The sequence below is a fragment of the Cupriavidus sp. LA-1 genome (assembly GCF_055385985.1).
In genome coordinates, this window is record NZ_AP031389.1 from 16736 (window position 1) to 38541 (window position 21806).

General features: G+C 61.9%; 19 protein-coding genes, 1 tRNA gene and 3 pseudogenes. 14 read left to right on the top strand and 9 right to left on the bottom strand.

Translation table 11 applies throughout. The features are described from left to right. Positions 1–71: 71 nt before the first annotated feature. The gene (locus ACZ5MJ_RS32440) at positions 72–539 is read right to left on the bottom strand and encodes a fumarate hydratase (protein WP_464226914.1); all 468 of its coding nucleotides are present in this window, start codon (positions 537–539) and stop codon (positions 72–74) included. Positions 540–963: 424 nt separating this feature from the next. Between ACZ5MJ_RS32440 and ACZ5MJ_RS32445 the strand changes: the two genes are divergently transcribed. Together ACZ5MJ_RS32445 and rpoD are read left to right on the top strand one after the other, a co-directional pair. Then, positions 964–1104: a hypothetical protein gene (locus tag ACZ5MJ_RS32445; protein WP_464227061.1), complete on the top strand. Its 141-nt coding sequence runs from the start codon at positions 964–966 to the stop codon at positions 1102–1104. A gap of 118 nt (positions 1105–1222) precedes the next feature. Continuing rightward, positions 1223–3253 carry an RNA polymerase sigma factor RpoD gene (rpoD, locus tag ACZ5MJ_RS32450; protein ID WP_464226915.1) on the top strand — a complete coding sequence of 677 codons (2031 nt, stop codon included), beginning with the start codon at positions 1223–1225 and terminating at the stop codon, positions 3251–3253. A gap of 109 nt (positions 3254–3362) precedes the next feature. Here the strand turns inward: rpoD and ACZ5MJ_RS32455 are convergent, their stop codons facing one another. After that, positions 3363–3566 carry a cold-shock protein gene (locus tag ACZ5MJ_RS32455; protein WP_078201785.1) on the bottom strand — a complete coding sequence of 68 codons (204 nt, stop codon included), beginning with the start codon at positions 3564–3566 and terminating at the stop codon, positions 3363–3365. Positions 3567–3900: 334 nt separating this feature from the next. On the opposite strand from ACZ5MJ_RS32455, the gene ACZ5MJ_RS32460 reads away from it, so the two are divergent. Continuing rightward, positions 3901–4101, top strand: coding sequence for a hypothetical protein (locus tag ACZ5MJ_RS32460; protein ID WP_464226916.1), 201 nt, complete (start codon positions 3901–3903; stop codon positions 4099–4101). A 379-nt stretch (positions 4102–4480) separates the two neighbouring features. Continuing rightward, positions 4481–4855, top strand: a complete 375-nt coding sequence (locus ACZ5MJ_RS32465; protein ID WP_464226917.1) for a PHA-granule associated protein 4 — start codon at positions 4481–4483, stop codon at positions 4853–4855. A 110-nt stretch (positions 4856–4965) separates the two neighbouring features. Here ACZ5MJ_RS32465 and ACZ5MJ_RS32470 read toward each other — a convergent pair. Beyond that, positions 4966–5042 (bottom strand) — tRNA-Ile (locus ACZ5MJ_RS32470). 16 nt (positions 5043–5058) lie between these two features. On the opposite strand from ACZ5MJ_RS32470, the gene ACZ5MJ_RS32475 reads away from it, so the two are divergent. Both ACZ5MJ_RS32475 and ACZ5MJ_RS32480 read left to right on the top strand, forming a co-directional pair. Then, entirely contained in the window at positions 5059–5241 is a 183-nt protein-coding gene (locus tag ACZ5MJ_RS32475; protein WP_464227062.1) for a hypothetical protein, read from the top strand. A gap of 1921 nt (positions 5242–7162) precedes the next feature. After that, the gene (locus ACZ5MJ_RS32480; RefSeq protein WP_464226918.1) at positions 7163–8266 is read left to right on the top strand and encodes a Rieske 2Fe-2S domain-containing protein; all 1104 of its coding nucleotides are present in this window, start codon (positions 7163–7165) and stop codon (positions 8264–8266) included. A 197-nt stretch (positions 8267–8463) separates the two neighbouring features. Here the strand turns inward: ACZ5MJ_RS32480 and ACZ5MJ_RS32485 are convergent. Then, positions 8464–9174 (bottom strand): annotated as a pseudogene (locus tag ACZ5MJ_RS32485) (polysaccharide deacetylase family protein); the annotation flags it as partial. A 174-nt stretch (positions 9175–9348) separates the two neighbouring features. Here ACZ5MJ_RS32485 and ACZ5MJ_RS32490 point away from each other — a divergent pair. The 3 genes from ACZ5MJ_RS32490 to ACZ5MJ_RS32500 are packed head-to-tail and all read left to right on the top strand — an operon-like array spanning position 9349 to position 10950. Next, complete coding sequence (locus tag ACZ5MJ_RS32490; protein WP_464226919.1) at positions 9349–9555, top strand: hypothetical protein; 207 nt, start codon at positions 9349–9351, stop codon at positions 9553–9555. Beyond that, the gene (locus ACZ5MJ_RS32495) at positions 9552–10739 is read left to right on the top strand and encodes a glycosyltransferase (protein ID WP_464226920.1); all 1188 of its coding nucleotides are present in this window, start codon (positions 9552–9554) and stop codon (positions 10737–10739) included. The genes ACZ5MJ_RS32490 and ACZ5MJ_RS32495 overlap by 4 nt, the downstream gene beginning before the upstream one ends. Before the next feature lie 13 nt (positions 10740–10752). Beyond that, on the top strand, positions 10753–10950 hold the full coding sequence (locus tag ACZ5MJ_RS32500) for a hypothetical protein (RefSeq protein WP_464226921.1): 198 nt from the start codon (positions 10753–10755) through the stop codon (positions 10948–10950). Positions 10951–12050: 1100 nt separating this feature from the next. Here ACZ5MJ_RS32500 and ACZ5MJ_RS32505 read toward each other — a convergent pair. Beyond that, positions 12051–12311 carry a hypothetical protein gene (locus tag ACZ5MJ_RS32505; protein WP_464226922.1) on the bottom strand — a complete coding sequence of 87 codons (261 nt, stop codon included), beginning with the start codon at positions 12309–12311 and terminating at the stop codon, positions 12051–12053. A 1073-nt stretch (positions 12312–13384) separates the two neighbouring features. Here ACZ5MJ_RS32505 and ACZ5MJ_RS32510 point away from each other — a divergent pair. From ACZ5MJ_RS32510 to ACZ5MJ_RS32525, 4 genes and pseudogenes are all read left to right on the top strand, one after another. Next, a pseudogene (locus ACZ5MJ_RS32510) lies at positions 13385–13562 on the top strand (ISL3 family transposase); the annotation flags it as partial. A 754-nt stretch (positions 13563–14316) separates the two neighbouring features. Continuing rightward, complete coding sequence (locus ACZ5MJ_RS32515; RefSeq protein WP_464226923.1) at positions 14317–15402, top strand: polysaccharide biosynthesis/export family protein; 1086 nt, start codon at positions 14317–14319, stop codon at positions 15400–15402. 3 nt (positions 15403–15405) lie between these two features. Next, positions 15406–15909, top strand: a complete 504-nt coding sequence (locus ACZ5MJ_RS32520; protein ID WP_464226924.1) for a low molecular weight protein-tyrosine-phosphatase — start codon at positions 15406–15408, stop codon at positions 15907–15909. Beyond that, positions 15906–18155, top strand: coding sequence for a polysaccharide biosynthesis tyrosine autokinase (locus ACZ5MJ_RS32525; protein WP_464226925.1), 2250 nt, complete (start codon positions 15906–15908; stop codon positions 18153–18155). Before ACZ5MJ_RS32520 ends, ACZ5MJ_RS32525 begins: the two co-directional genes overlap by 4 nt. A 661-nt stretch (positions 18156–18816) precedes the next feature. Here ACZ5MJ_RS32525 and ACZ5MJ_RS32530 read toward each other — a convergent pair. After that, positions 18817–18927 (bottom strand): annotated as a pseudogene (locus tag ACZ5MJ_RS32530) (IS110 family transposase); the annotation flags it as partial. A 303-nt stretch (positions 18928–19230) separates the two neighbouring features. On the opposite strand from ACZ5MJ_RS32530, the gene ACZ5MJ_RS32535 reads away from it, so the two are divergent. After that, the gene (locus ACZ5MJ_RS32535; protein WP_464226926.1) at positions 19231–20019 is read left to right on the top strand and encodes a DUF6675 family protein; all 789 of its coding nucleotides are present in this window, start codon (positions 19231–19233) and stop codon (positions 20017–20019) included. A gap of 335 nt (positions 20020–20354) precedes the next feature. On the opposite strand, the gene ACZ5MJ_RS32540 is transcribed toward ACZ5MJ_RS32535, so the two are convergent. The 3 genes from ACZ5MJ_RS32540 to ACZ5MJ_RS32550 form a co-directional block, all read right to left on the bottom strand. After that, positions 20355–20537, bottom strand: a complete 183-nt coding sequence (locus ACZ5MJ_RS32540; RefSeq protein ID WP_464226927.1) for a CBS domain-containing protein — start codon at positions 20535–20537, stop codon at positions 20355–20357. A 396-nt stretch (positions 20538–20933) separates the two neighbouring features. Further along, on the bottom strand, positions 20934–21137 hold the full coding sequence (locus ACZ5MJ_RS32545) for a CsbD family protein (RefSeq protein WP_464226928.1): 204 nt from the start codon (positions 21135–21137) through the stop codon (positions 20934–20936). 359 nt (positions 21138–21496) lie between these two features. Next, a complete protein-coding gene (locus ACZ5MJ_RS32550; RefSeq protein WP_464226929.1) occupies positions 21497–21709 on the bottom strand; it encodes a hypothetical protein in 213 nt (70 codons plus the stop codon). Positions 21710–21806 lie beyond the last annotated feature (97 nt).

Here is a 21806-nt window from a genome sequence, read left to right on the forward strand (position 1 = left end):
CCTCAGCTTTCCACAGCATCTCGTCATCAATCAGCTGGTTGGCGACATCGCGTTACCAGCCAAGGCATGGATCACGCCGACGCTTCAGGCGACGCTACAGCCGGAACCACTTTCTTCGCCGAAGCCCGCATTTTCGGCGTCGATTTCACTGCGGCCGCCTTAGGCGCTGCTTTCGCAGCGACCTTGACCTTACCCCCGGATGCGGCCTTTTTCGCGGCCGCTTTCGTTGCGACAGCTTTGTTGCCCGTCGCCTTCTTGGCGTCTGCAGCCTTCGCCTTCTTTGCCGCGAGCTTGTCCTTTGCGGCTCGCTTTTCAAAGCGGGCTGCGGCCTTTGCGGCTTCCACGGCCTGGGCAACCTCGCGCTTAGCCGCTTCAATTGCCTTCTTCGTGTCAACGCGCAGCTTCAGCAAGCGCTTCTTCGCTGCCTGTGCCTCACGGGCAAGCACGCTGGCCTTTTTCGTTGGCACGGCCACCTTCTTTGCGGCAGGTTTTCCCTTGGCAGTTGCACTTACCCGTGTTGTTTTAGTTGCTGCGACCATGTTGGTTATTCATAGTTGTGAGTGAAGCGCGGAGTATAACCGCACGAGTGGCGTTACATAGTAGAGCTCAGTTTCTTCTTTGAGTTGCGTCCAACCGACGCGATCAGCCGACGGCCGAGATGCCACCCTCTTCCGCAGCTCTTTCTCATTGGTATTTGGTACGTTCGCCAAAACAACAAAACCCAAGCCGATCTTGGCCTGGTCCTAGCGGGCTACTACGTCGACTATTCTGCTCACTTTAGGTGGCCTTACCACCTATGGCTGTGGCTTCCTGGCCTAAGGCGCCTTTGGCCGGATCCTTGGTGCATTGCTGAGTTCGCCGAGTGCTTGTGTCCGAAGGCGCACGGTGCCGGTCCGGGCGTTTTCCGGACGTGCCCTTCGCAGAAACAGGTGATGGTATCTTCCGCGAGCACCGGTACGGGATATGCGCCTCGTCGAGCGCGGTGGCAACGAGCTCGAGCATGCTGGTGAACTGCGAGAGCAGGAGAATCTTTCGGCCTTCCTCGACGAGTTCGGACAACATCTCTACCCACCGCATATTGCGTCGCACAACGTCGTCCAGTAGGATGTAAGGTTCCCCGTTCCGCGCACACCGGATTCCGCGAGAGGCATCCCGGCCTCGACTGTCCGGGCATCATTCCACGATTTCGTTCGCACCCCGACAGGCAAATTGACCTGCCGTCATGGCCGCGACGATCGTCGGCCAACCTGTCGAGGAGAATGTATTGGCAAAGCCAGTTCGCGACAATTCAGTGTCCCGCGTGATCGCGGTTACGTCAAAAGCCGCCCGGCGCGCACCGAAGGAAAAGACCCAGGCCGTCACAACACCGCTGGACATCGCGTCAATGGCGCTCCAGGACGAGGAGCGTCAACGCCAGATGCGCGCGCTGATCGCGCTTGGCCGTGAGCGCGGCTATCTCACCCACGCGGACATCAACGATCACCTGCCCGACAACTTTACGCAAACTGCTGCGATGGAGACGATCGTCAGCACGTTCAGCGACATGGGGGTGGCCGTGTACGAGCAGGTGCCGGACGCAGAGACGCTCCTGCTAAACGACGCCGCGGCCGCCGTGGCATCCGACGATCAGGCGGACGAGGAAGCGGAAGCTGCACTGTCGACCGTCGATTCCGAATTCGGCCGCACTACTGATCCGGTCCGGATGTATATGCGTGAAATGGGTGCCCGCGAACTGCTGACCCGCGCTGGCGAAATCGAGATCGCAATACGCATCGAAGACGGCCTCCAGGACATGATTCAGGCGATCGCCACGTGTCCGTGGATCGTGTCCACGATTCTTGTCGATGCGGACCGTATCGCTGCCGGCGAGCTGCGTATCGACGAACTGGTCGATGGCATCAGCGACGACGTGAACGAAAGCGAGATGACGCTGGAGTCCGAAGGAGTTGAAGTGGAAGCAGACGCCTCCGACGATGACTCAGACCGTGACGACGTTGAAATGGACGGCGGCGATCCGGAGAAAACGAACGCGGCCCGCCTCGAACAGCTCAGGAACGACAGTCTTGCCGTTTTCGCGCGCGTGCGTGCACTGTTCGAGCAGTTGCCGGATGTACCCGTTATTGGCAAAACCCGTTCCGCGGCCGTTGCGCAATTGCGCTCGGCGATCCAGCGCGAACTGGCGCCGATCCGCTTTACGGCCAGAGCCATCGACCGCCTGTGTGCCAGTGTGCACGCACAGGTTACTGAGGTTCGTGCGATCGAACGCAGCATCCTGGAGATCGCCGTCGACCGTTGCGGCATGCCACGCGATGCGTTTGTCGAGTCGTTCCCGGGCCACGAGACCGACCTTGCATGGACCAGCCGCATGGCGGCGACTTCGCGGCAATTTGGCGCAGCGCTTGAGCGACATCTGCCGGCCATTCAGGCCGGGCAGCAGAAACTCATCGACATCGAGGCCCGGGTCTCGCTGCCACTCCAGCAGCTCAAGCAGATCAACCGCCAGATGAGTGCCGCGGAGTTGAAAATGCGGCAGGCCAAGCGGGAGCTGATCGAAGCGAATCTTCGTCTTGTCATTTCAATTGCCAAGAAATACGTGAACCGCGGCATGCAGTTCCTGGATCTGATCCAGGAAGGCAATATTGGCCTGATGAAGGCGGTGGACAAGTTCGAATACCGGCGCGGCTGGAAGTTTTCGACGTACGCCACTTGGTGGGTCCGCCAGGCTGTCACGCGTGCGCTTGCTGATCAGGCGCGCACCATTCGTGTGCCGGTGCATATGATCGAGCTGGTCAACAAGCTGAACCGGATTTCGCGCGAATTCCTGCAACAGACGGGACAGGAAGCGCATCCCGCTGTCCTCGCGGAGCGCATGGAGATGTCCGAGGAAAAAGTGCGCAGTATCCTCAGGATCGCGAAGCAACCTGTCTCGCTCGAGACCCCTGTGGGCGACGATGCCGACGCGACGCTCGGCGACATGATTGAGGATCTCTCTGCGAGTTCACCGACTGAGGCCGCCATTCATGCGAACATGCGCGCCGCGATCGATGAGGCACTCGACGAGTTGTCGCCGCGCGAGGCCAAGGTCCTGCGGATGCGGTTCGGGCTCGATACGACCTCTGACCACACGCTTGAAGAGGTCGGCAAGCAGTTCGACGTGACCCGCGAGCGGATCCGTCAGATTGAGAGCAAGGCGATGCGCAAGCTGATGCATCCCAGTCGCGCTGACAAGTTGAGGCCCTTCCTCGAGCGCTGAGCAAAGGCGAGGAGTACGCGCTCCCTTTCGACGCCCTACTTCAGCCCCGCAGCGATCACGCATTGGCCCGATCGCTGCCCTGACAGGACGCGTTTGCGGCGCGGAAAACTTACAGCGGTTTGATGCTCGCTGCCTGCTTCCCCTTGGGGCCCTGCTTGACTTCAAAACTGACCTTCTGGCCCTCCTGAAGTGATTTGAAGCCGTTTCCCTGAACCTCGGAGAAGTGCGCGAACAGGTCATCGCTGCCGTCGTCCGGCGTGATGAACCCAAAACCCTTCGCATCGTTAAACCACTTGACGGTACCTGTTGCCATGTTCTGAATGTTCCAAGGAAGTTGTAGATGACGCCACCGGCCTGCGCCAAATGTGCGGCTATCTTGTATCACGGGTGGGCCGTCGCCGACAATCCCTTGGTCGAGGCTTCACAAGCCTTTAAATGCCTCGGTGCATTGATTGACCCTGCTGCGACGCAACACACGCGTCGCTTGATTCCGGCGACAAATGAGTTTAGGGTGAATGCCCGGTGTGCGCTTCCTGCGCGTCCCTCGCACCGATTCATTCACTGCCGTTTTCATCGTCCTCGTGGAATTCGATCCACGGACCAGCTGTCGTAGGTTCCATTTTCCGACCCCGGCAAAGGAGGCCGCCATGCTAAGTCCGCACGAAATCGCCGCGCTACTACTGGTTGGCGATGCGCAAGATATCGATGATCTCGAACCAGATCAATTGGACGGCTTGCTGGTCCACAAACTGGTCACGATGGAGCACGGGCATGATAGCGGCAATGCTTATCCCCGCCTGACGAGTCAAGGACACTCCATGCTCGAAGCCGTGCGAAGCATTCGGTAAGACTTCGTTTCGCGCCCTATCGCCGTGTCCCGGCAACGCCGGCCCCATGCACTTCTTGGCCCGTATGCTGCGGCTAACCGTTGTCGACCGGGGATGGCGGAAGCGCAACGGCAGTAGCAGCCCATGCCAGCCATCATCGCCCGTCGTCGAATCTCTGATTCGGCACCGTAAATCACCTACGCTACGATCTTCTGATCGCGCAGTACCGCCTTCCTTCCCTGATCACCTTCACCGAAATCCGCAAGCAAACGAAGCTGCCCCCTTACAATGTTGCCGTGCAATATAGGACCAGGGCCGAAGAAGCGCGCGAATAGCCACACGCCCTGTTTGCGGCTGGCAAATACGCATACGCCCGCCGAGGGAAGCAGCGGAGGACACAATGGCGACAGCTCGAGCTGGAACCAGAGGGGAGGCACTGAAGCTCCTGGAGACAGAGGGAATAGCGGTGGTCGAGTTGGACTACGAGTCAGGTTGGCAGGATGCTGTTGAACTCGGCAGGCTCGGCCAGAAGGTTGGGATACGCGTCGAGTACCGCGGGCACGAAAACATAGCCGTCTGCTCGCCGGCTGCGCTCGTTGCCGGTCTATTGCGACCAAAGACAACGTTCCGGCAGCGGAATCTGTACTGTCAGTTTGAACTCGACCACTTGCCGGCAGATGAGCTAGAGAGCCTGGAGGCAAAGGCGGCGAAGTTGGGGGACTATATTCTCGCGGGGCACTTGATGAGAGAGGTGGATGCACAGTGGACAGAGTAAGCTGGTGCGGTCTGCCCTTTCGACAATGAACAGTTCGCTGTAGGGAAGCTCGGGTACTCGACAGCGTCGTTGTATCCCACTATCCCTCGCATGCCGAGAACCATTATTATTGGTGGGCCGGGTGGGACTCGAACCCACTATCAGTCGATTATGAGTCGACGGCTTATACCACTTAAGCTTCCGGCCCTTGCGTGGAGCGCGAGATGTTACCCGAAGGCGACCTCTTGCGAACAGTTTTCCACCGCCGCTGTTCTATGGCTCTGCAGGCGAACTGGAAAAACGCGGACTTTGCGGCTTCCACCGCCTGGGCAACCTCGCGCTTCGCCGCGTCGATTGCCTTCTTCGTGTCGGCGCGGAGTTTTAGCAAGCGCTTCTTCGCTGCCTGAGCTTCGCGTGCGAGCACGAAGCGCGGAGTATAACCGCAGCGGTGGCACACCTAATAGCGGTCTGGCTCATCATTGTGTGGCGACGTTTATGGCAGCCGGCGTAATCAGCGGACAGCCCGGAATGCTTAGTCCGCACTGGCGCGGCAGCGCGAAACCGGGAGCGAGAAGTCCGAGATGAAGGTGCCCCGATCTCGGAAGCACGCAAGACGTCGACGCATTGGAGCGTCCCTCCCGATTATTCGCGATAAGGCTCCGTTATCGCGCCTGATCTGCGTTGGCACGACGGCGTCTCATCCTGTTCACCCGTCTTACAGTCTGTCCGGTTGATCGTCAGCGAGGGATAGCGCAACGGCAGTAGCCGGCTGCGGATTCAACCGGCCGACTCAAGATCCTGGGACCGAGTCGGTAGATCTACGGCCCTTCACCGAGTATCAAGCTACGGCCGGTGTCGCCACGCTCGCCCAGGTCGGACACAGACATTTGGACGTCGGCTCTCCCACTGGCAGCGGCCCTTCGTTAGGCAATGTCGTCCGGCGTTGCAGCGGCTGCGGCAGACATGACCGGCAGCCCGGCTTGTCTCGAACGCCTGCTTTCGCGGCCGGTGCTTGTTGCTGTCGCCAAGCGCTGCGGTGATCCAGCAAGATGATTCTATTGATCGCGGCCAACCGATTTGACACCTAAACTCGCGGGGGCGCCGATTGAATCAGACTTGCACCCGGGCGACTCCGAGCTTCAGTCTCGACTAGCAAATCGCCGGATGCAGCATACCTTTCCTGAGTTGGAGACTCATCGACATACCTATGCACATGCCTATCTGGCGTCGATAGCCTGAATTCGTGCTCTCTCTCGTTCCATGCAGGCCCGAAAGCCAGTATCCCAGGGCTCGCAGGCAATCGAGTCAGAGGGAGGCATGTACCGCCGATGCATCCAGGTAACGGTACCGATATCTTCAGATCCGTAGTAGTTTGTGGAGACATAAAGAAGGGATATCCAAGTGCCCTTCGAATCCCAACTGGGTTGACTCCATGAATCAATCTGCGGTCGTCCATAAATTTCCGTGAGCCATTGCTGCCACTTCCCTCGTAGCGTCTCCCCATCGAAATGAGTCCGAACTGAGTAGAGTGCACCGCGATTGAAGCAATACTCGGTGTTCCTGCTCGGAACCCCATCGATAACCGCACCGTCATCCTGGCGGCGATAGCAGCGACCGAGCCGTTTGGCCAGCCACTCATCACGAGCAATCTCAACATGCGGACCTAGCGCTTCGGGCGCCGAACCCCATTGCAGCCGTTCGAGAATCGGCTTCGGTGAGAAACTGGCACAGTCTGTTGCCGACAAGGCTATCAGCACGGACAACTGCCGGAGAATTCGATGCAATGACATTGGTTATCTCAGGGCGGTTCAACTATGACTGCGCAGGATCACGACAAGCCCGATCAGCGCACTGCGCATGGTGACGATGACCGAAAGCTCGAGACTACGCCGTGCGCGTTACCGGCTCTCTGGCTCCGCAGCGTATCGGAACGCTAGGAATCTAGCAGAGCCACTGACAATTCTGTTGGGCTCGAAGTGGGGTGTCAGCCGCCTGCGACATCCAATCCAATTACGACGTGTATAGCGATTCGCGCCTCGTCAGTTTCCAGCATTGCACTCTGGACTCAGACTGAATCCAACATGTTCGCGGGACCGACTTAGCTGGCGTTAGCGAATGACAGCTTGACAAGCTATGAACGGCCGTTCCAGCCATGGGGACTTGATTGACGGGGAAGGGTCGGCAAGCGCCAACCGGCACTTCATCGGAAATGCGGGATTTCTGTAGGTTCGTCGGATTTCGCGTAAACTGCGCGCTGATCTCCGTTCGCTTATTCGTCCGATCTGTCGGCGACGGTCAAGGCTCACGTCTTGCATGGAGGCGTCACGCATGGATGCAATGCCATTGTTGGATAGCAGTGCCATCGATCAACCCGCCAGCGCGCCCGTGCGCGACCTGCGCCGTGTGCCCATCCACCCCGATCACTGGTATCCACTGGCCTGGTCACGTGAGGTCAAGCGGGGCAAAGCCCTCGGCGTGCGCTTTGCCGGCGATCCGATCGTGCTGGTGCGTACCGGATCCGGCACCATATTCGCCCTGGAAGATCGTTGCGCACACCGGCAGGTTCCGCTGCACGCGGGCGTGGTGGAAGGCGAGTCCATCCGCTGCGGCTATCACGGCTGGACTTATGACTGCACCGGCCGTTGCGTCGATGTGCCATACCTCGGGCGTGAGCGCCTGCCCAACGGCGTGCGTGCCTATCCCTGTCGCGAGGTGCACGGCCTGATCTTCGTCTTTCCCGGCGATGTGGCACTTTCCAGGGAGCGGCCGCTGCCCGCTCTGTCTTCGGTTGCGGACAAATCGTACAAGACGCGCCGCTTCGGCCGCGAGGTCAAGTGCCACTACTCCTTCATGCACGAGAACCTGATGGACATGAACCACCAGTTCCTGCACCGGCGGCAAATGGGACAGATGCGCGCGCGCTCGCTGGGCCGCCGTCGCGGCAAGGACTGGGTGGAGGTGGATTACACGTTCGCTCGCATGGAGGGCAAGCAGCCAGTCGGCGAGGCGCTGGTGTTTGGCGCCAGCAAGAAGAACGGAGATCAGGACGACAAGGATGTGATGACGGTGCGCACCGGCTATCCGTACCAGACCCTGCAGATCCGATCGGGCGACGGCACGTTAGTGATGGACCTGTGGATCGTCTACGTGCCACTGGATGCGGCGCAGCGCACCAACCGGACCTTTGGCGTGCTTTCCATCAGGAAGCCCGGGATTCCGTTTGCGCTAGACCTGGCATGGCCGCTGCTGGTCTGGTTCACGGAACGCATCTTCAAGGAGGACCGCTCGATTGTCGAGCGTGAGCAAGAGGCCCACGACAGGCAAGGCGCCGACTGGAACCACGAGGTATTTCCGGTCATTAACGAATTGCGCGACCTGCTGCGCAACAGCGGTGGCCGCACCACGATCCGGATCCGCGAGGTGGGCAACTAGTCCACTGAATCACTGAAATTGGTCGGTGCCTGCCATGTCATGCGGGCGCATCGCGTCGTTGCAAATGCTCGCAATAGCCGTGCTATTGCTGCGCTTTGCGCCTAACGCTGCATCCCGCATGTTGCCGCAGCGTGCGATCGCGCTGCAGCAGGGTGCGACGTTCGTACAGCCACCGATTGAAATCCTGCAGCAAGCCATTTTCGCCAGCGCTCTTCATGCGCGGTCAGGCATTTGCGCAGGAAGCCCACCATGCCGGCGCCGCAATACACGCTGATGCGGGGCAGTCCGAACGGGTCGTCGCTAGCGCGGGCCAGGCCGCGCGCGGTGATGGTGACGTTGGCATAGCCGGCATCCCGGAACATCAGCCGGTGCGAGGCATCCTGGCTGCCATACGAGTAGCAGAAGGCCGTCACCGGCACACCGAGCAACTGCTCGAGCTCTTCCTTGGAGGTGGCGATCTGCCGGCGCGCCTCACCCGGTGTCATGCGCAGGTCCACATGGTCAAGCGTGTGCGAGCCGACTTCATGGCCGGCCCGATTCCACTGCCGTATCTCCGCCACGCTCATCAGCGCCGCGGGCCGTATGCCCAGTCCCCGGTCCCAGACGTTGCTGCCGGACATCTGCCGGGAGACGAAGTAGTTGGTCGCAGTGAAGCCGAGCGCATCCAGTGCGGGCATCGCCTACTCGTACACATTGCGGAAGCCGTCATCGAAGGTGATGCCGAATACCTTGCCGCTGCGCTCGCCGCGCAGGTATGGCATCAGGTCGCGCATGCAAAGGCCGCGATAGCCCAGCTGGTGCATTAGCTGCATCTGGCGGCGAAAGCGCGCCGGTAGCACCCACAGCCCTCGTCCGGGCGAGCGGCGTGGCGGCTCCGTGCGCTGGTTCACATAGCGTTGGCGCGGCAACGCTGGATGCTGCGGGTGTGTGGCAGCGAACAGAGCCTGCGGGCCGCCCGGGTCATGCTCGTGGACTTGTGATCCCACTTGCCATTGGCACGTGTTCCCGATGACTGGCACGGGGACGTTGGTGCAAGGCACAAAGCGGGCATAAGGCGGGGATTCCGGAGATCGCCCCCCGCCATGAAATTGCTGCACGTCATTCCCTCCATCGACCCCGCCGGGGGCGGCCCCATAGCGGGCATCCGCCAATTACACCGGCCCCCGCGCGAGCGCGGCGTCGACGTTGACGTCTGCTGTGGCGATGCGGCCGATGTCCCGTTCGTGCGCGGCAGCGAAATGGGAGGGCCGTGGGTACGGATCAACATCGATCTGCGAAAGGCAATATGAGGCTTATCCTGTTCGGTCATCCTGCCTTTTTCGGCAGCCACAGCATGGACCGCTTCGCGGCCATGATCGTCGAGGGCATGCGCGAGCGCGGCCACGATACGCAGCTGTGGACCCCGCCGGCCGTGCTGGTGCGGCTGTCCGCGCGCCCGGGATTGCGCAAGTGGCTGGGCTATATCGACCAGTACGTGATTTTCCCCGCGCTGGCGTGGTGGCGGTTGCGCCGCGAGAGAGCGGGCGCGCTGCTGGTGCTGACCGATCATTCGCTGGGCATGTGGATGTGGCTGCTGCATCGCCGCCCGCACGTGATCCACTGCCACGATTTCATTGCCCAGCGCACTGCCGCTGGCGAATTCCCGGGGCGCAACCTCTCGGTTAGCGGGCGCATCTACCAGTCACTGATCATGCAGGGCATTGCGCTGGGCCGGAATTTCGTCGCGGTCTCGGAGATGACTGCGCAAGACTTGCTGCGCCTGCATCCGCCGCCCGCGCCACACGTCCAGGTGGTGCACAACGGCCTCAATTACCCGTTTCGCCCGCTCTCGCACGACGTGGCCATACGGCGGCTACATGCGGCCGGCGTCGACGAGATCCGTCCCGGCATGCTGGTCCATATCGGCAGCAACCAGTGGTACAAGAACCGCGAAGGCGTGCTGGCGCTGTACCAGGCTTATTGCGAGGTTGTGTCCCGCGAATCCGGCTCGCCACGCCCGCTGTGGATGATCGGGCCCGAGCCGACCCCGGCCATGCGCGAGGTGGCCGACAGCGCCGAGCGGCTGGGTGGCAGGGTGCGCTTTCTGCACGGCATGTCCACCGAGTCTGTCCACGCCGTCTATGCGCTGGCGGCGGTGTTGCTGTTTCCGAGCCTGGAAGAGGGCTTCGGCTGGCCCGTGATCGAAGCCATGGCGTGCGGCGTTCCGGTGCTGACGACGGCGCGTGCCCCGATGCAGGAGATCGGCGGCGGGCTGGCGCTGCTGATGGAGCCGATGGTACCAGGGCAGGCGCAAGCCTGGGCCCGGCGCAACGTGGGGATGCTGCTGGATCTGCTGTCGTGGCCCGAGGCAAAGCTCGGCCGGCTGTCCGCGGAGTCGCTGTCGTGGTCCCGGCATTTCTCGGCGGACCGGGCGCTGGACCAGTACGAGGCCATCTACCGTATAGCGCTGGCCCCTGAGCCTGCCGGCCTATAGCAAGCACCAGGACGTGGACGAACTTGGCGTGCTCTACGACCGTCTGTTGAAGCTCTCAGCGGACAACCTCGTCATCAGCGGCTTCGAACGGGATGCGATTATGGAACGGGAATACCGCCAGACTTGGCTTCTGCGAGCAACTTCGCGATTGGAGATGGAAACGCCTATCGAGGCGGACATTGTAGGCCGCCGAGCAAAGCAGCACGGATAACGACGTCAGCGAAAGCGATGTGTGTGACCTAACGCGCCGGTGCAGCTCCAGCTTCTGCGAGGACATCCCCGATTCGCAATGCCGGGGCGGGCTTGAGGCGGAATGACGATGTCCATAGCACCGGCCCTTTAGCACGGATTTTGCTGAATCACGTCCGTACCGTCGGCCGCTAGTCGGCCGTCGCTATCCAGTTTGAGCCAGTCGAGCCACTCTTTCGATGACCGAACCAGCCGAGAAACGGACGTCCTACTCAGGGCTGCGTCCTTCGACTCCCGTAGCGTAGGGATTGCCTGAATCCACGTGTGCATTGCAGTTTGCTGCTTCTAGGCGATTGGAGCTTCCCCCCTCTTCCAGCCTCACGGCGGCGCTGGCTTTCAAGTACCGAACGGCCGATGCGATTTCTTGGCGCTTGCGGCATATGTCGACTTCGTCAGCTTTCGCTTTCGAGCGAGTCTCTCTGGAGAACACACCACAAGGAGACTGTGCTATCCGACTAGCCTCAAAGCCCGCGTCATATAGGTCTCGCAATACCAAATTGGAGAGCATGTATTCAGCGCCACGCACGGAAACACTCCTGACCTGCTTGCCAAGGAAGAATCCCCGCATCGATACGCGCATTCGTACTTCAGATGGCTGGTATGGGTGCTGGTACTGTGCGGCATAAGAAAGACGAACTCGCGAAAGACTGGAATCCTCCGTCTTCAGTTCAGCCGCGAAGAACCTGTAAGGCGACAGATAGTCGACTAGGGTGAGACGTCGCTTCAGGCGGTCAGCCCGCACAAGCCAATACTCCGGGAGGAATGCCGAACCGCAGTTCTCGACGGAGACTAGGAAATAATCCTGTGCGACGGTACGGACTCTAGGGTAGCAGCTACCCGATGCGCTGAGCACTAGGGCCTTGCCATCGCGGTACTGCATAACGAACTCGCGAGTCGAGAGCTCGGTACCATCGGATAAATACCCAGCCTTGAGGCTTCCGGTACGGTCAGTTGCCAATGTAGTGCACACGGCCAATGCCGGACCCGACGCCAGGAAAATGAGCCCGAGTAGGAGCAGTGTGACGCCCACGCCGAACCACTTGGAGCGATCCAACACCGCAGTCATTGAGCGCTTGCAGCAGGAGCGTTCGATGCGGAACGCATATCCCGCATTGAACAGATGTTCTTGAAGTGCAAACCGGCGTCTACCCGAAAAACCGTAATGCCCTGCCACTGCTCAGCTTTCTGGGCGAGTATCGCAAATGTCGTGCCGTGCCAGTTTCGGTAGAAGACATAGGAACCACGACAGTTGCCCGCCTCCGCTGACAAGAGTTCTAGAGAAGGACTGCTGATCAGCCGATAGCCGCTGCGAGCGCGTTCCAAGTAGGTATCTCTTATGCATCTGGCAGAGCCAACGTATCGAGCGACTCTCACAATCGGTCCTGGCCTTCCCGTAATGGCTATGCGTGAAACATATCCTGTGAAGTCGGAGTAAGCCAGTAACTCCCCTTTCAGCGCTGCTGTGTCCACGTGCGTTGGATGGGTCGACCAGAATCTCTCCGCAGGGATACTACTGGAAGAGCATGGCCCGAAATCAGGGAAACAGAGCGTCGAATTCCCGACCGCGCGCGTGGACTGCGACGCGCCATTGGAGTCGATTCGAGTCACTTCCTCTTGGAAATGGGCGCAAGCGTCGCTCGCGCTGCCGGCATTGCCACATTCCAAGAGAAACAGTAGACCGGCGCATGCCCGTATCGCCCATCTGAAGGTAGCCATAACTCGTCCACCCCGATACACCGAAACGAACAATCTACCAATGAAACGTCCCTCGCCAGAGTACGCCGAAGAGGGGTGTCGGGGCCGCACAACACAAGTGAGCGAATCTGTTTCCGACATCGGCGGACGCTACGCGCGGTAGCTTCGTCATGCTGCCTCCACGCATATGCCTGCGTGTCGCAGAATGGCCGGTCCTGCCAAACACCAGTCGGCTGCAGACCAGAGTTCGAATGTCGGAGCCGGGACGGCAAGGGACGACCGGGCAGCAGCAGATCGCCACCCCTCACCAGCTGCGGCACCACGCTGCTCGGCCTCATCCTGGCCGGTAAAGCGCGTCGCTGGCAGCAGAGGCGGGCGGGGCCGTCGCTCCGGTTGCGCGACCTATCCGGCAATTATGTCTAAACCCCGCGTTGCGAGATAAATCAGGAGCCGAAAGCCGTGAGGCCCCCCCCTCGGCCCGGCGCGTGTTCGGATGGCTTGTCGGATAGAGGAAGCTCGCCGTCGAGGAGCCCAGGAGCGCGGACCACGAGCGCTTCATGCAGGCGCTGTGCAAGATCGAACCCGTGGTGGGCGAGGTTCGCAGCCTCGCACGGGAATTTCTCGGGGTCATGCACCGGTGAAGTCCGCGGCAGTTCGATCGATGGTTGAAGCGTCTGTCGCGCTGCGACGCTGCGGAAATGCGTAGGTTCGCGCAAAGCCTGCGCGCCGACTTACCGGCTGTGCGGGCGGCCTTCAAGGCTGCCATGGAGCAATGGCCAGACCGATGGTCACGTCAACCGGCTCAAGTTCCTCAAGCGCCAGATGTATGGCCGCGCGGGCATCGAGCTTCTGCGGCTGCGGGTATTGAAGCCAAACTGACCGGCCTGCTTGTCCTGCTGGACACGCTAGTCCGATCGCCATCGCAGGCGGGTGAGGTCGTGCGGCCGGCACGAGCCTGGCAGGCTCCCCCACGTTCGTCAACAAGAAGAATGGTGGTGGTGGGCGGTTGGCAACACGGCCGATCCACGCTGCAACATCGTCGACGCCGGTGCGTGCGCCGGAACGCGCAATCGCGCTCGGTCCAAATTGCGCATCGGTGTCACAACGCCGTGTTGCGTAGTTCTCGAGCCACCTTTTATAAGCCCGACTGCTCGGCGCGCTGGCCGCGCTATAGGCGCGGACGTCCTTGCCGAGCTGCAGGGAGTGACGCTGCCGGAGGGCCTAGTGATTGCACCGCGGTCGGTGGTCACCAAGCTTCTGCGGGAAGCATGGACCGTGTACGGCGGCACGCCTGTCCGGCCGATCGCGCAGCGACGGCAGCAGGCCTGAACCGCGCAGGTTCTGCGCATCGTGGTCGCGAACTCCGGTTCGGTCCGCCACATTGCACTGGATCCATGTCAGCGCGCCCCCTTGCATAGCGTACGTATTTCCCCCTAGCCACCCGGGGCGGCAGTGTGCGAGAGCGCACCGAATCGGCGCCCGCGCAGCCCTAGGCTGCAAGAATCGGGGATATGCCTCGCCCAGGCACGGTCCCAGCCACTACGTGCAGGAAGATGTCGTGGATATGAGTCAATGCCGGACCGGTTATCTCGCGCGTGGCGCCCGGCGCCACTCCCTCCCGGGCTTGGCCGCTATGCTCAGCGCCGCCCTGCTGCTGGGGGGCTGTGCCGCTCCGGGGATGTACTTCAATCCCAGCGCGAACGTGAACGCGGTCGGGCCGGATGCGAAACCTGACATCACGCCCATCACCATGGACCTGGTGCGCCAGATGCGGGCCAAATCCAAGCCCACCAATGACCACGTCGAGGAACTCTTTGGCACGGCGAAACCCTACGTGATCGGCCCCGGCGACATCATCTCGGTGGTGGTCTGGGACCACCCAGAGCTGGTGTTCCCGACGCAGACCTACAGCATCGGCGCGGCCTTCGAGATCCCGACGTCGACTGGCGGATCGAACATGCCGGGCTATGTCGTCAGTCCCAACGGCGATATCCAGTTCCCCTATGCCGGCGTGATGAAGGTCTCGGGCAAGACCACCAACCAGGTGCGCGACGAAATGGCGCGCGTGCTCTCGCGCGTGGTGCGCAACCCGCAGATGACGGTACGCGTGCTGGGCTTTCGCAGCCAGCGCGTCTATGTCGACGGCGAGGTGAGGACCCCCGGCATGCTGGCCATCGACGACGCGGCGATGACGCTGGTCGAAGCGCTGAACCGCGCCGGCGGCGTGCTCAACACCACCGGCGACAACAGCCGCATTCGCGTCACGCGCGGCGACCGCAGCTGGTACGTGAATATCCCCGCGATGCTGGCCAAGGGCGTCGACCCGGCGCGCATCCTGCTGCGCTCCGGCGACATCGTGCGGGTCGAGCAGCGCGAGGACAGCAAGATCTTCGTCACGGGCGAAGTGGTCAAGCCGAGCTCGCTGCTGATGCGCAACGGGCGCATGACGCTGAACGAAGCACTGGGAGATGCCGGCGGCGTGAACCCCACTTCGGCCAACGCCGAACAGATCTACGTGATCCGCAGGTTGGCCAACGATGCGCCCAAGGTGTACCACCTCGACGGCACTTCGCCGGTGGCGCTGGCGATTGCCGAAGGCTTCGAGCTCGAACCGAAGGACGTGGTGTACGTGGACGCGCGCGAAGTGGTGCGCTGGAGCCGTGTCATGAGCCTGCTGGTGCAGCCAGTGGTTGGCATTGGCGGCCTGGCCAAGCCCTGAACCATGCTGCAGCCGCTGATCCTGGAACCAACCGACGCCGCGATGATCCGCTCGATCCTGGTGGTTTGCCTGGGCAACCGGTGCCGCAGCCCGATGGCCGCCGACCTGCTGCGCCAGGCCTTGCCCGCATGCAGCGTCACCTCGGCCGGGCTGGCGCCGCCGCCCGGCGCGGGCGCCGACCCGCGCGTGATCCGGCTGCTGGCAAAAGAAGGACTGGACCTGGCGCCGCACCGCACGCGTGAGCTGGATGCCGATATGGTGGCCGGCGTCGACCTGGTCCTGGTGATGGACAACGAACAACGCGAATGGCTGGAGGCGAAATTCCCGGCCGCGCGCGGCAAGACGCACCGGTTGTGCGAAGCCGAACAGGCCGATATCCCGGACCCCTACGGCTGCTCGCAGGCCATGTTCGTGATCGTGCTGGGCCTGATCCGGCAGGGTGTCCAGTCGTGGGCGGCAAGAATTCAATCCGAGGCACAGGCAACCCGTTACGGGGAGGCAACATGAGCAACATCAAAAACTTGCGTGACTACGAGACGCAGATACCGGAAGCGGACGAGCCGGCGGTGGACCTGACTTCGTATGTCGACGTACTGGTCCGCTATCGCTGGACCTTTCTCCTGGTCGCAGCGGTGGTCATGGCCGCTGGCCTGCTCTTTGCCTTCTTGTCCAAGCCGGTGTTCCGCGCCGACATCCTGGTGCAGGTCGAGGAGCAGAACAATGCCGGTGGCGCCGGCAACAACAAGCAAGGCGCCGCCGTCTCGCCAGTGTATGACGTCAAGCCGGCCCCCTCGGCGGAGATCGAACTGCTGCGCTCGCGCATGGTGGTGGGCAAGGCCGTGGATGCCCTGCACCTCGACGTCGCGGCGTCGCCGCGCTATTTCCCCGTGGTGGGCCCGGCCCTGGCCAGCTTCAACCGCGAGCTGTCGCATCCCGGCCTGTTTGGCAAGGGCGGCTATGCGTGGGGCAGCGAAGCGATCGCCGTGTCGCGCCTTGACGTGCCGCCGGCGATGGAGCGCCGACTGATCACCGTCACGGCGCTGGGCAACGCCAAGTATCGGCTGGCGTTCGCCAGCGACGACACCATCGCGGAGGGAACCGTCGGCCTGCCGCTGACGGTGGCCACCGCCAGCGGCAGTGTCACCATCACGGTGAGCGGGCTCGAAGGGCGCCCGGGCGCGATCTTCCATGTCACGCGCCTGCCGCGCGCCGTCGCCATCTCGGACCTGCAGAGCCAGCTGGTCATCACGGAGCGCGGCAAGCAAAGCGGCGTCATCGGGGTGTCGCTGGAAGGCGCCTCGCCCGACATGACCGCAGCCGTCCTGAACGAGATCGGCAACGCGTATGTCCAGCAGAACCAGGCGCGCAAGGGAGCGGAAGCCGAGAAGTCGCTGGTCTTCCTGGAAGCACAGCTGCCGCAACTCAAGCAACAGGTGGAAACCGCCGAGACGCGCTACAACACCATGCGCAACCAGCGTGGCACCATCGATCTGAGCGAAGAATCCAAGCTGATCCTGTCGCAGTCCGTGGCGACGCAGGCCAAGCTGCAGGAACTGCGCCAGAAGCGCCAGGAGCTGATTACGCGCTTCACGCCGAACCATCCCGCGATCGAGATCATGGACAAGCAGATCGCCGACCTGAACGCGCAGCTCGGCGCCGTCGGCACCAAGATCCAGCGCTTGCCGGATGTCGAGCAGAACGTGTTGCGGCTGATGCGCGACGTGAAGGTCAGCACCGAGATGTACCAGTCGCTGCTGAACGACGTGCAGCAGCTCAAGCTGGTGCGTGCCAGCAAGGTGGGCACGGCGCGCCTGGTGGACCCGGCCGAGGTGCCGATCCGCCCGGTCAAGCCGAACCGCAAGCTGATCGCCGCGGCCTCGGTGATACTGGGCCTGCTCGCCGGGACCGCCGTGGTGGTCCTGCGACGCCTGCTTGACGGCGGCGTGGCCGATGCGGATGAGATCGAGCGCGAAACCGGCATGACGGTATACGCGACGGTGCCCTACAGCGCCCAGCAGGAGCGCCTGCGCAGCGGACCGGATGCCGACAAGCTGCTAGCGCGGCGCATGCCGGACGACCCCGCCGTGGAAAGCCTGCGCAGCTTCCGCACGGCGCTGCAGTTTGCCATGCTCAACAGCGACAGGAACAACGTGGTGGTGATTACCGGCGCGGCGCCGCAGGTCGGCAAGTCGTTCATCTCAGCCAACTTCGCCACCGTGCTGGCCACGGCCGGGCGCCGCGTGGTGCTGGTCGATGCCGACCTGCGGCGCGGCGGCCTCAACCACCACTTCGGCAAGCCGCGCGTGCCGGGCCTGACCGAGCTGCTGACCGGCACGCCGCTGGACCAGGTGCTGCAGCGCGACGTGGTGCCGGGCCTGGACTTCATCGCGACCGGCTCGGAGCCGCCGCTGGCTGCCGACCTGCTGCAGACCCGCGGCATGGATACGCTGCTGGCAACGCTCAGGAACCGCTACGACGTGGTGCTGCTGGACACGCCGCCGGTGCTGGCCACCTCCGACGCCGGCGTGCTGGCAACCAAGGCGGCCGCGGTGTTCCTGGTGGCCCGCGCGGATGCAAGTACCGCAGCAGAGCTCAAGGCCGCGCGACGGGCGATTGTGCAGGCCGGCAGCGATATCAAGGGTGTCATCTTCAACGGCCTGAAGGTGGAGGGGCGCTGGTACCGTGCCCACTATCACTTCGGCAAGTACCGCTACATGAATCAGTATGGAGGCGCTCACCCCAAGCGGGCCTAGCGCAGAGCACAGAAGCTCGGGGAAACGAGGGCCGGCGTGATGCCGTTCTTTGATCTTGACTATCCACGTTTGACTATCCGCGCCGGCACGCCGGTGAACACGGCATCGCTGTCGGACGCGCGCTCCAGCGCATCCGCAGTGCAGGCCGTACCGCATCCATGCCGGCAAGCTGCTGCTCGACGTGCCGCGCCACATGCGGTGATCGTACTTTTGGTGCGAAATCTGGCGGTTTTGCATCAAAAACTCATACGGATCAATGGCTTGCAAGAACGCCTGCGGCACAAAGAGCGGGCGGCCGCGAAACCTTGCTGCAGGCGGCTCTCCGGCCAGCTACCGCCAAATTTATTACTACAAGGGCTTCCCCGTTGGCGCAAGGCGTCAATGAGATTCTGTTGCTAGCCGAATTGCCCCCAGCTGAGCTTGTGTGAGGAGGTGAAGGACTGCAGTACTACAAACGGTCATGTTGGGCCGCAGGCCCGGACCCTGATGTAAGACGCGCGCGAGGGCCTCGTTCGATTATCGGGCTTGGCGTCCCCCAACTTTTCTCAGGTACGCCTCGCGCGGGTCCAACCCGCTTCACATCAACGCTGGCAGTGCAAAGTGATCTAGCTGCTCATGAGTTCCGCTGTAACTTTCCGAAGGATGAACGCGGTATCCACGCTCACGTAAGTGTTGTTGCAGGTTTGAAGGCATCACCGAATTTCAGCACGGCCCACGCCATTCTCGCGTTTTTGGCTGCAATGGCGATGGACGCGCGCCAGTAGCCGCTCCTCATTTTCAAGCGCGCGGTGCACGGCGCTATCCGTAACGCAGGACAGTCTGTGCAAGGCGATCCACGGCGCGCGCGGATGGACGTTGATCTGCTTAAATTCATGTCACGCCTTGATAATTCGTACAGGGCGGTATTGAATGAATCTTCCCGGCGTGCGCGGTACGCGCCCGTGGTCAAGCACCTAGCAGAGGGGGCACTTTGCCGCAAGGACCAAGCGCCCGGCGCGACGATAGTCATAAACGCTTCTACGACGCAGGAGACGAACGTGCTGAGTCCCCTCATGAGTTCGCCGAGCAGCCCTGCATGCCTTTGAAGCCCGGGCAAGCCGCGCTGGCGGCCATTGCCTTCGTCGTCTTGCCAGTTCTCTCCACGGCGGCTCACGATCCGGGTCCCGTTCCGCCCTGTGGAGCGGACGTATCACCGGTTTTTTCCACTCCCGAGGAATCGCCGGCGATTGCGAGTTGGCGAGCGGCAGAGCTCGATATGATCCACTGGATCCCGCCCGCTTGCACGGGATGGTCGGCTTCGTCGGGCTCCAGACTCGTTGTTGCGATCGCCGCAAGCTTTCGGTTCGAGGGCGATTTACAATCGCTCCTGGCGCGCGCCGGATCGATTTCCGCGCTTCGCGACGCGCGCTACTGGTCGACGACTGAGCATGCATGGCGCCCGCTAGCGCTCGACGCTGCAGCGCTTTCCGACAGTGACCCGAAATCCCGGCGTCGTGATTTTGTGGCGTCCGAACTGACACGGGGCAGCCAGCACTACTATTGGATCAACGACAACCGCACCGGCTCCGTTGTCTATCGTCTGCGCGTTCTTGAGCGAGATGAGCATCGCGTGGTGCTGGCCAGGGAAAATGCTTCGCCGGTACGCGCGTTCGCGACAACTCTGTTCGAGCCTGGCATGCTGCAGACCGTCGAATTCATCGAGCGGCGCTCGGACGTCTGGACCTTCTATCTCCTGACGCGACTCGACCGACGCGCAAGTGTTCTGGCCAGTGGCCATGAGGCATCCTCCGTCAATCGGGCGATTGCCCTCTATCGCCATCTGGCAGGCATTCCAACGGACTGGGAGCCCCCCGCGGCGCCCTAGCGCGAGCACGTGCACGCCGGCGCGCTTAAGTTCGCGCGATACCGACGTAGTAGTTGTGCTCGTACTTCGCGCGCGCCCATCAAAGAAGGTCACCCGGGTAGTAGGATCGCGCCCTCACATAGGGCACCACTTTCGCATACGGCGTCGCTTCAGCGAAGTGCAGCTTTCGCAAGCGGGGAAATCAGCCCAATCAGATCCTGCGTGTTGCGGTCCAGGACCGCCAGTCGATGTACATACATGCCTCTCGTTCATGAGCGTCGCTGCTTGTTCGACTGAATCATCACCGAAACAATATAGAACCTCTGCTGACATTGCCTCGCCGACAGTCATCTGGCTCACGTTCCGACCGTCCGCGACGTACCCATCGCAATATCGCGATCGGTAATCATGCCAACGACTCGTCTTCCTTGGCACACTGGCAAGCAGCCAATATCTTCATGCTTGAGTTGGCGTCCCGCAGAAGGCAGGGATTCCGTGGCATGCCCCTTCTCTTTCTGATTTTGCGAACGCCTCTCCAAGCCACTTCGCTACCACCGACGGCTGGGCCGGCAATATGGTCAACAAAGTTCCCGCCCGCTCAATGCCGAATGCATTGGCTCACTCACTTCGGCGGCTGTTTCTTGCGAAAAAGAACGCGACTAGCGCGCCGGTGGCGAAGGCAATACTGACGGCCTTCATCGGCGAGTTGACCACGCCTTGTTGGACGCCTTGTACCATATGACAAGCGCGCTCACAGACATGGTGGGCGCCATCCTGGTACATCTCGCGAAGGCGGCGAATTAACGCGCTGGCGCTTCGGGGGGGACGGTTGCCGTCAAATGCGAGCTCGTCGAGAATAAGCCCCAGGTGGGCGATCAGCGCCCTAGCTTCCTCGGCCGCTAGCGCCCTCCTCTCGCGAGCGGAGTTGAGCCCGTTTACCATTTAGTGTCACGCTCCCATGCTTTTAGCTCTTCCTCTGTTTGTTCCTTTGTATAGCCGTAGCGCTCCTGGATTTTCCCGGCGAGCTGTTCGCGTTTGCCCTCGATCTGAGTAAGGTCATCGTCGGTCAGCTTCCCCCACTGTTCCTTTACCTTCCCCTTCGCTTGCTCCCACTTGCCTTGGATTTGATCCCAATTCATGGTCAATTCCTCTTCGCGCTCATGACAATCCGTCGCCGGCTACCCCTCGGCAGCAAGCGGTGACGGGACACACCAGCAACCTTCGCAGAACTTTCCGAGCACACACTAGCGCCGACATTCAATCCGGCTTGCCAGATGATTTGAGTAAGGCATGGCGCTCTCAAGTTACATCAATCTTCAAGAGGCTAGTCGCCTGGATCAAATATAGTTCGGAAAAAAACACCTCGGCACGCTGGATCATGTGAGTCGTACGCTGTTCGTCACATGGCGCAGGTGTCTCGCAGCCTCAAGAGAGCATGTAAGGAGTTTTCATCGCTGATGACGTGCAACTACGCCCGGCGTCCCACTCGGACATATCTTCAGTCGCCGCATTCCAGACTGGCAGCCTGCAAGATCCATAGCGCGAGCGCCAGCAGGCCGGCCGTGACGAGCACGAGCGCGCCAACATAGCCGACAAGGCCCAGGTAGCGGCTGATCCACAGGCGGGGCGGGGCGCGAAACCAGATGGCACGTTTTCGAGCGCGCAGCGGCCCGGCCCGATCAGGTGATGGCCGGGATCCGGAGAAACGCACGGCGCCAGGCCGGACGCACAAGCGTCTCCCCTGACCTCGCCGCCCCGTGCGCCGGGGCGCTGGTCTGGCCATGCGCACCGGAAGCGGTTCGATGACG

What these genes read in the sequence shown, in the direction of transcription:
- ACZ5MJ_RS32440 (WP_464226914.1), bottom strand. Translation starts at nt 539, where the DNA reads ATGGTCGCAGCAACTAAAACAACACGGGTAAGTGCAACTGCCAAGGGA.
- ACZ5MJ_RS32445 (WP_464227061.1), top strand. Translation starts at nt 964, where the DNA reads ATGCGCCTCGTCGAGCGCGGTGGCAACGAGCTCGAGCATGCTGGTGAA.
- rpoD (WP_464226915.1), top strand. Translation starts at nt 1,223, where the DNA reads ATGGCCGCGACGATCGTCGGCCAACCTGTCGAGGAGAATGTATTGGCA.
- ACZ5MJ_RS32455 (WP_078201785.1), bottom strand. Translation starts at nt 3,566, where the DNA reads ATGGCAACAGGTACCGTCAAGTGGTTTAACGATGCGAAGGGTTTTGGG.
- ACZ5MJ_RS32460 (WP_464226916.1), top strand. Translation starts at nt 3,901, where the DNA reads ATGCTAAGTCCGCACGAAATCGCCGCGCTACTACTGGTTGGCGATGCG.
- ACZ5MJ_RS32465 (WP_464226917.1), top strand. Translation starts at nt 4,481, where the DNA reads ATGGCGACAGCTCGAGCTGGAACCAGAGGGGAGGCACTGAAGCTCCTG.
- ACZ5MJ_RS32475 (WP_464227062.1), top strand. Translation starts at nt 5,059, where the DNA reads ATGTTACCCGAAGGCGACCTCTTGCGAACAGTTTTCCACCGCCGCTGT.
- ACZ5MJ_RS32480 (WP_464226918.1), top strand. Translation starts at nt 7,163, where the DNA reads ATGGATGCAATGCCATTGTTGGATAGCAGTGCCATCGATCAACCCGCC.
- ACZ5MJ_RS32490 (WP_464226919.1), top strand. Translation starts at nt 9,349, where the DNA reads ATGAAATTGCTGCACGTCATTCCCTCCATCGACCCCGCCGGGGGCGGC.
- ACZ5MJ_RS32495 (WP_464226920.1), top strand. Translation starts at nt 9,552, where the DNA reads ATGAGGCTTATCCTGTTCGGTCATCCTGCCTTTTTCGGCAGCCACAGC.
- ACZ5MJ_RS32515 (WP_464226923.1), top strand. Translation starts at nt 14,317, where the DNA reads ATGCTCAGCGCCGCCCTGCTGCTGGGGGGCTGTGCCGCTCCGGGGATG.
- ACZ5MJ_RS32520 (WP_464226924.1), top strand. Translation starts at nt 15,406, where the DNA reads ATGCTGCAGCCGCTGATCCTGGAACCAACCGACGCCGCGATGATCCGC.
- ACZ5MJ_RS32525 (WP_464226925.1), top strand. Translation starts at nt 15,906, where the DNA reads ATGAGCAACATCAAAAACTTGCGTGACTACGAGACGCAGATACCGGAA.
- ACZ5MJ_RS32535 (WP_464226926.1), top strand. Translation starts at nt 19,231, where the DNA reads ATGCCTTTGAAGCCCGGGCAAGCCGCGCTGGCGGCCATTGCCTTCGTC.
- ACZ5MJ_RS32545 (WP_464226928.1), bottom strand. Translation starts at nt 21,137, where the DNA reads ATGAATTGGGATCAAATCCAAGGCAAGTGGGAGCAAGCGAAGGGGAAG.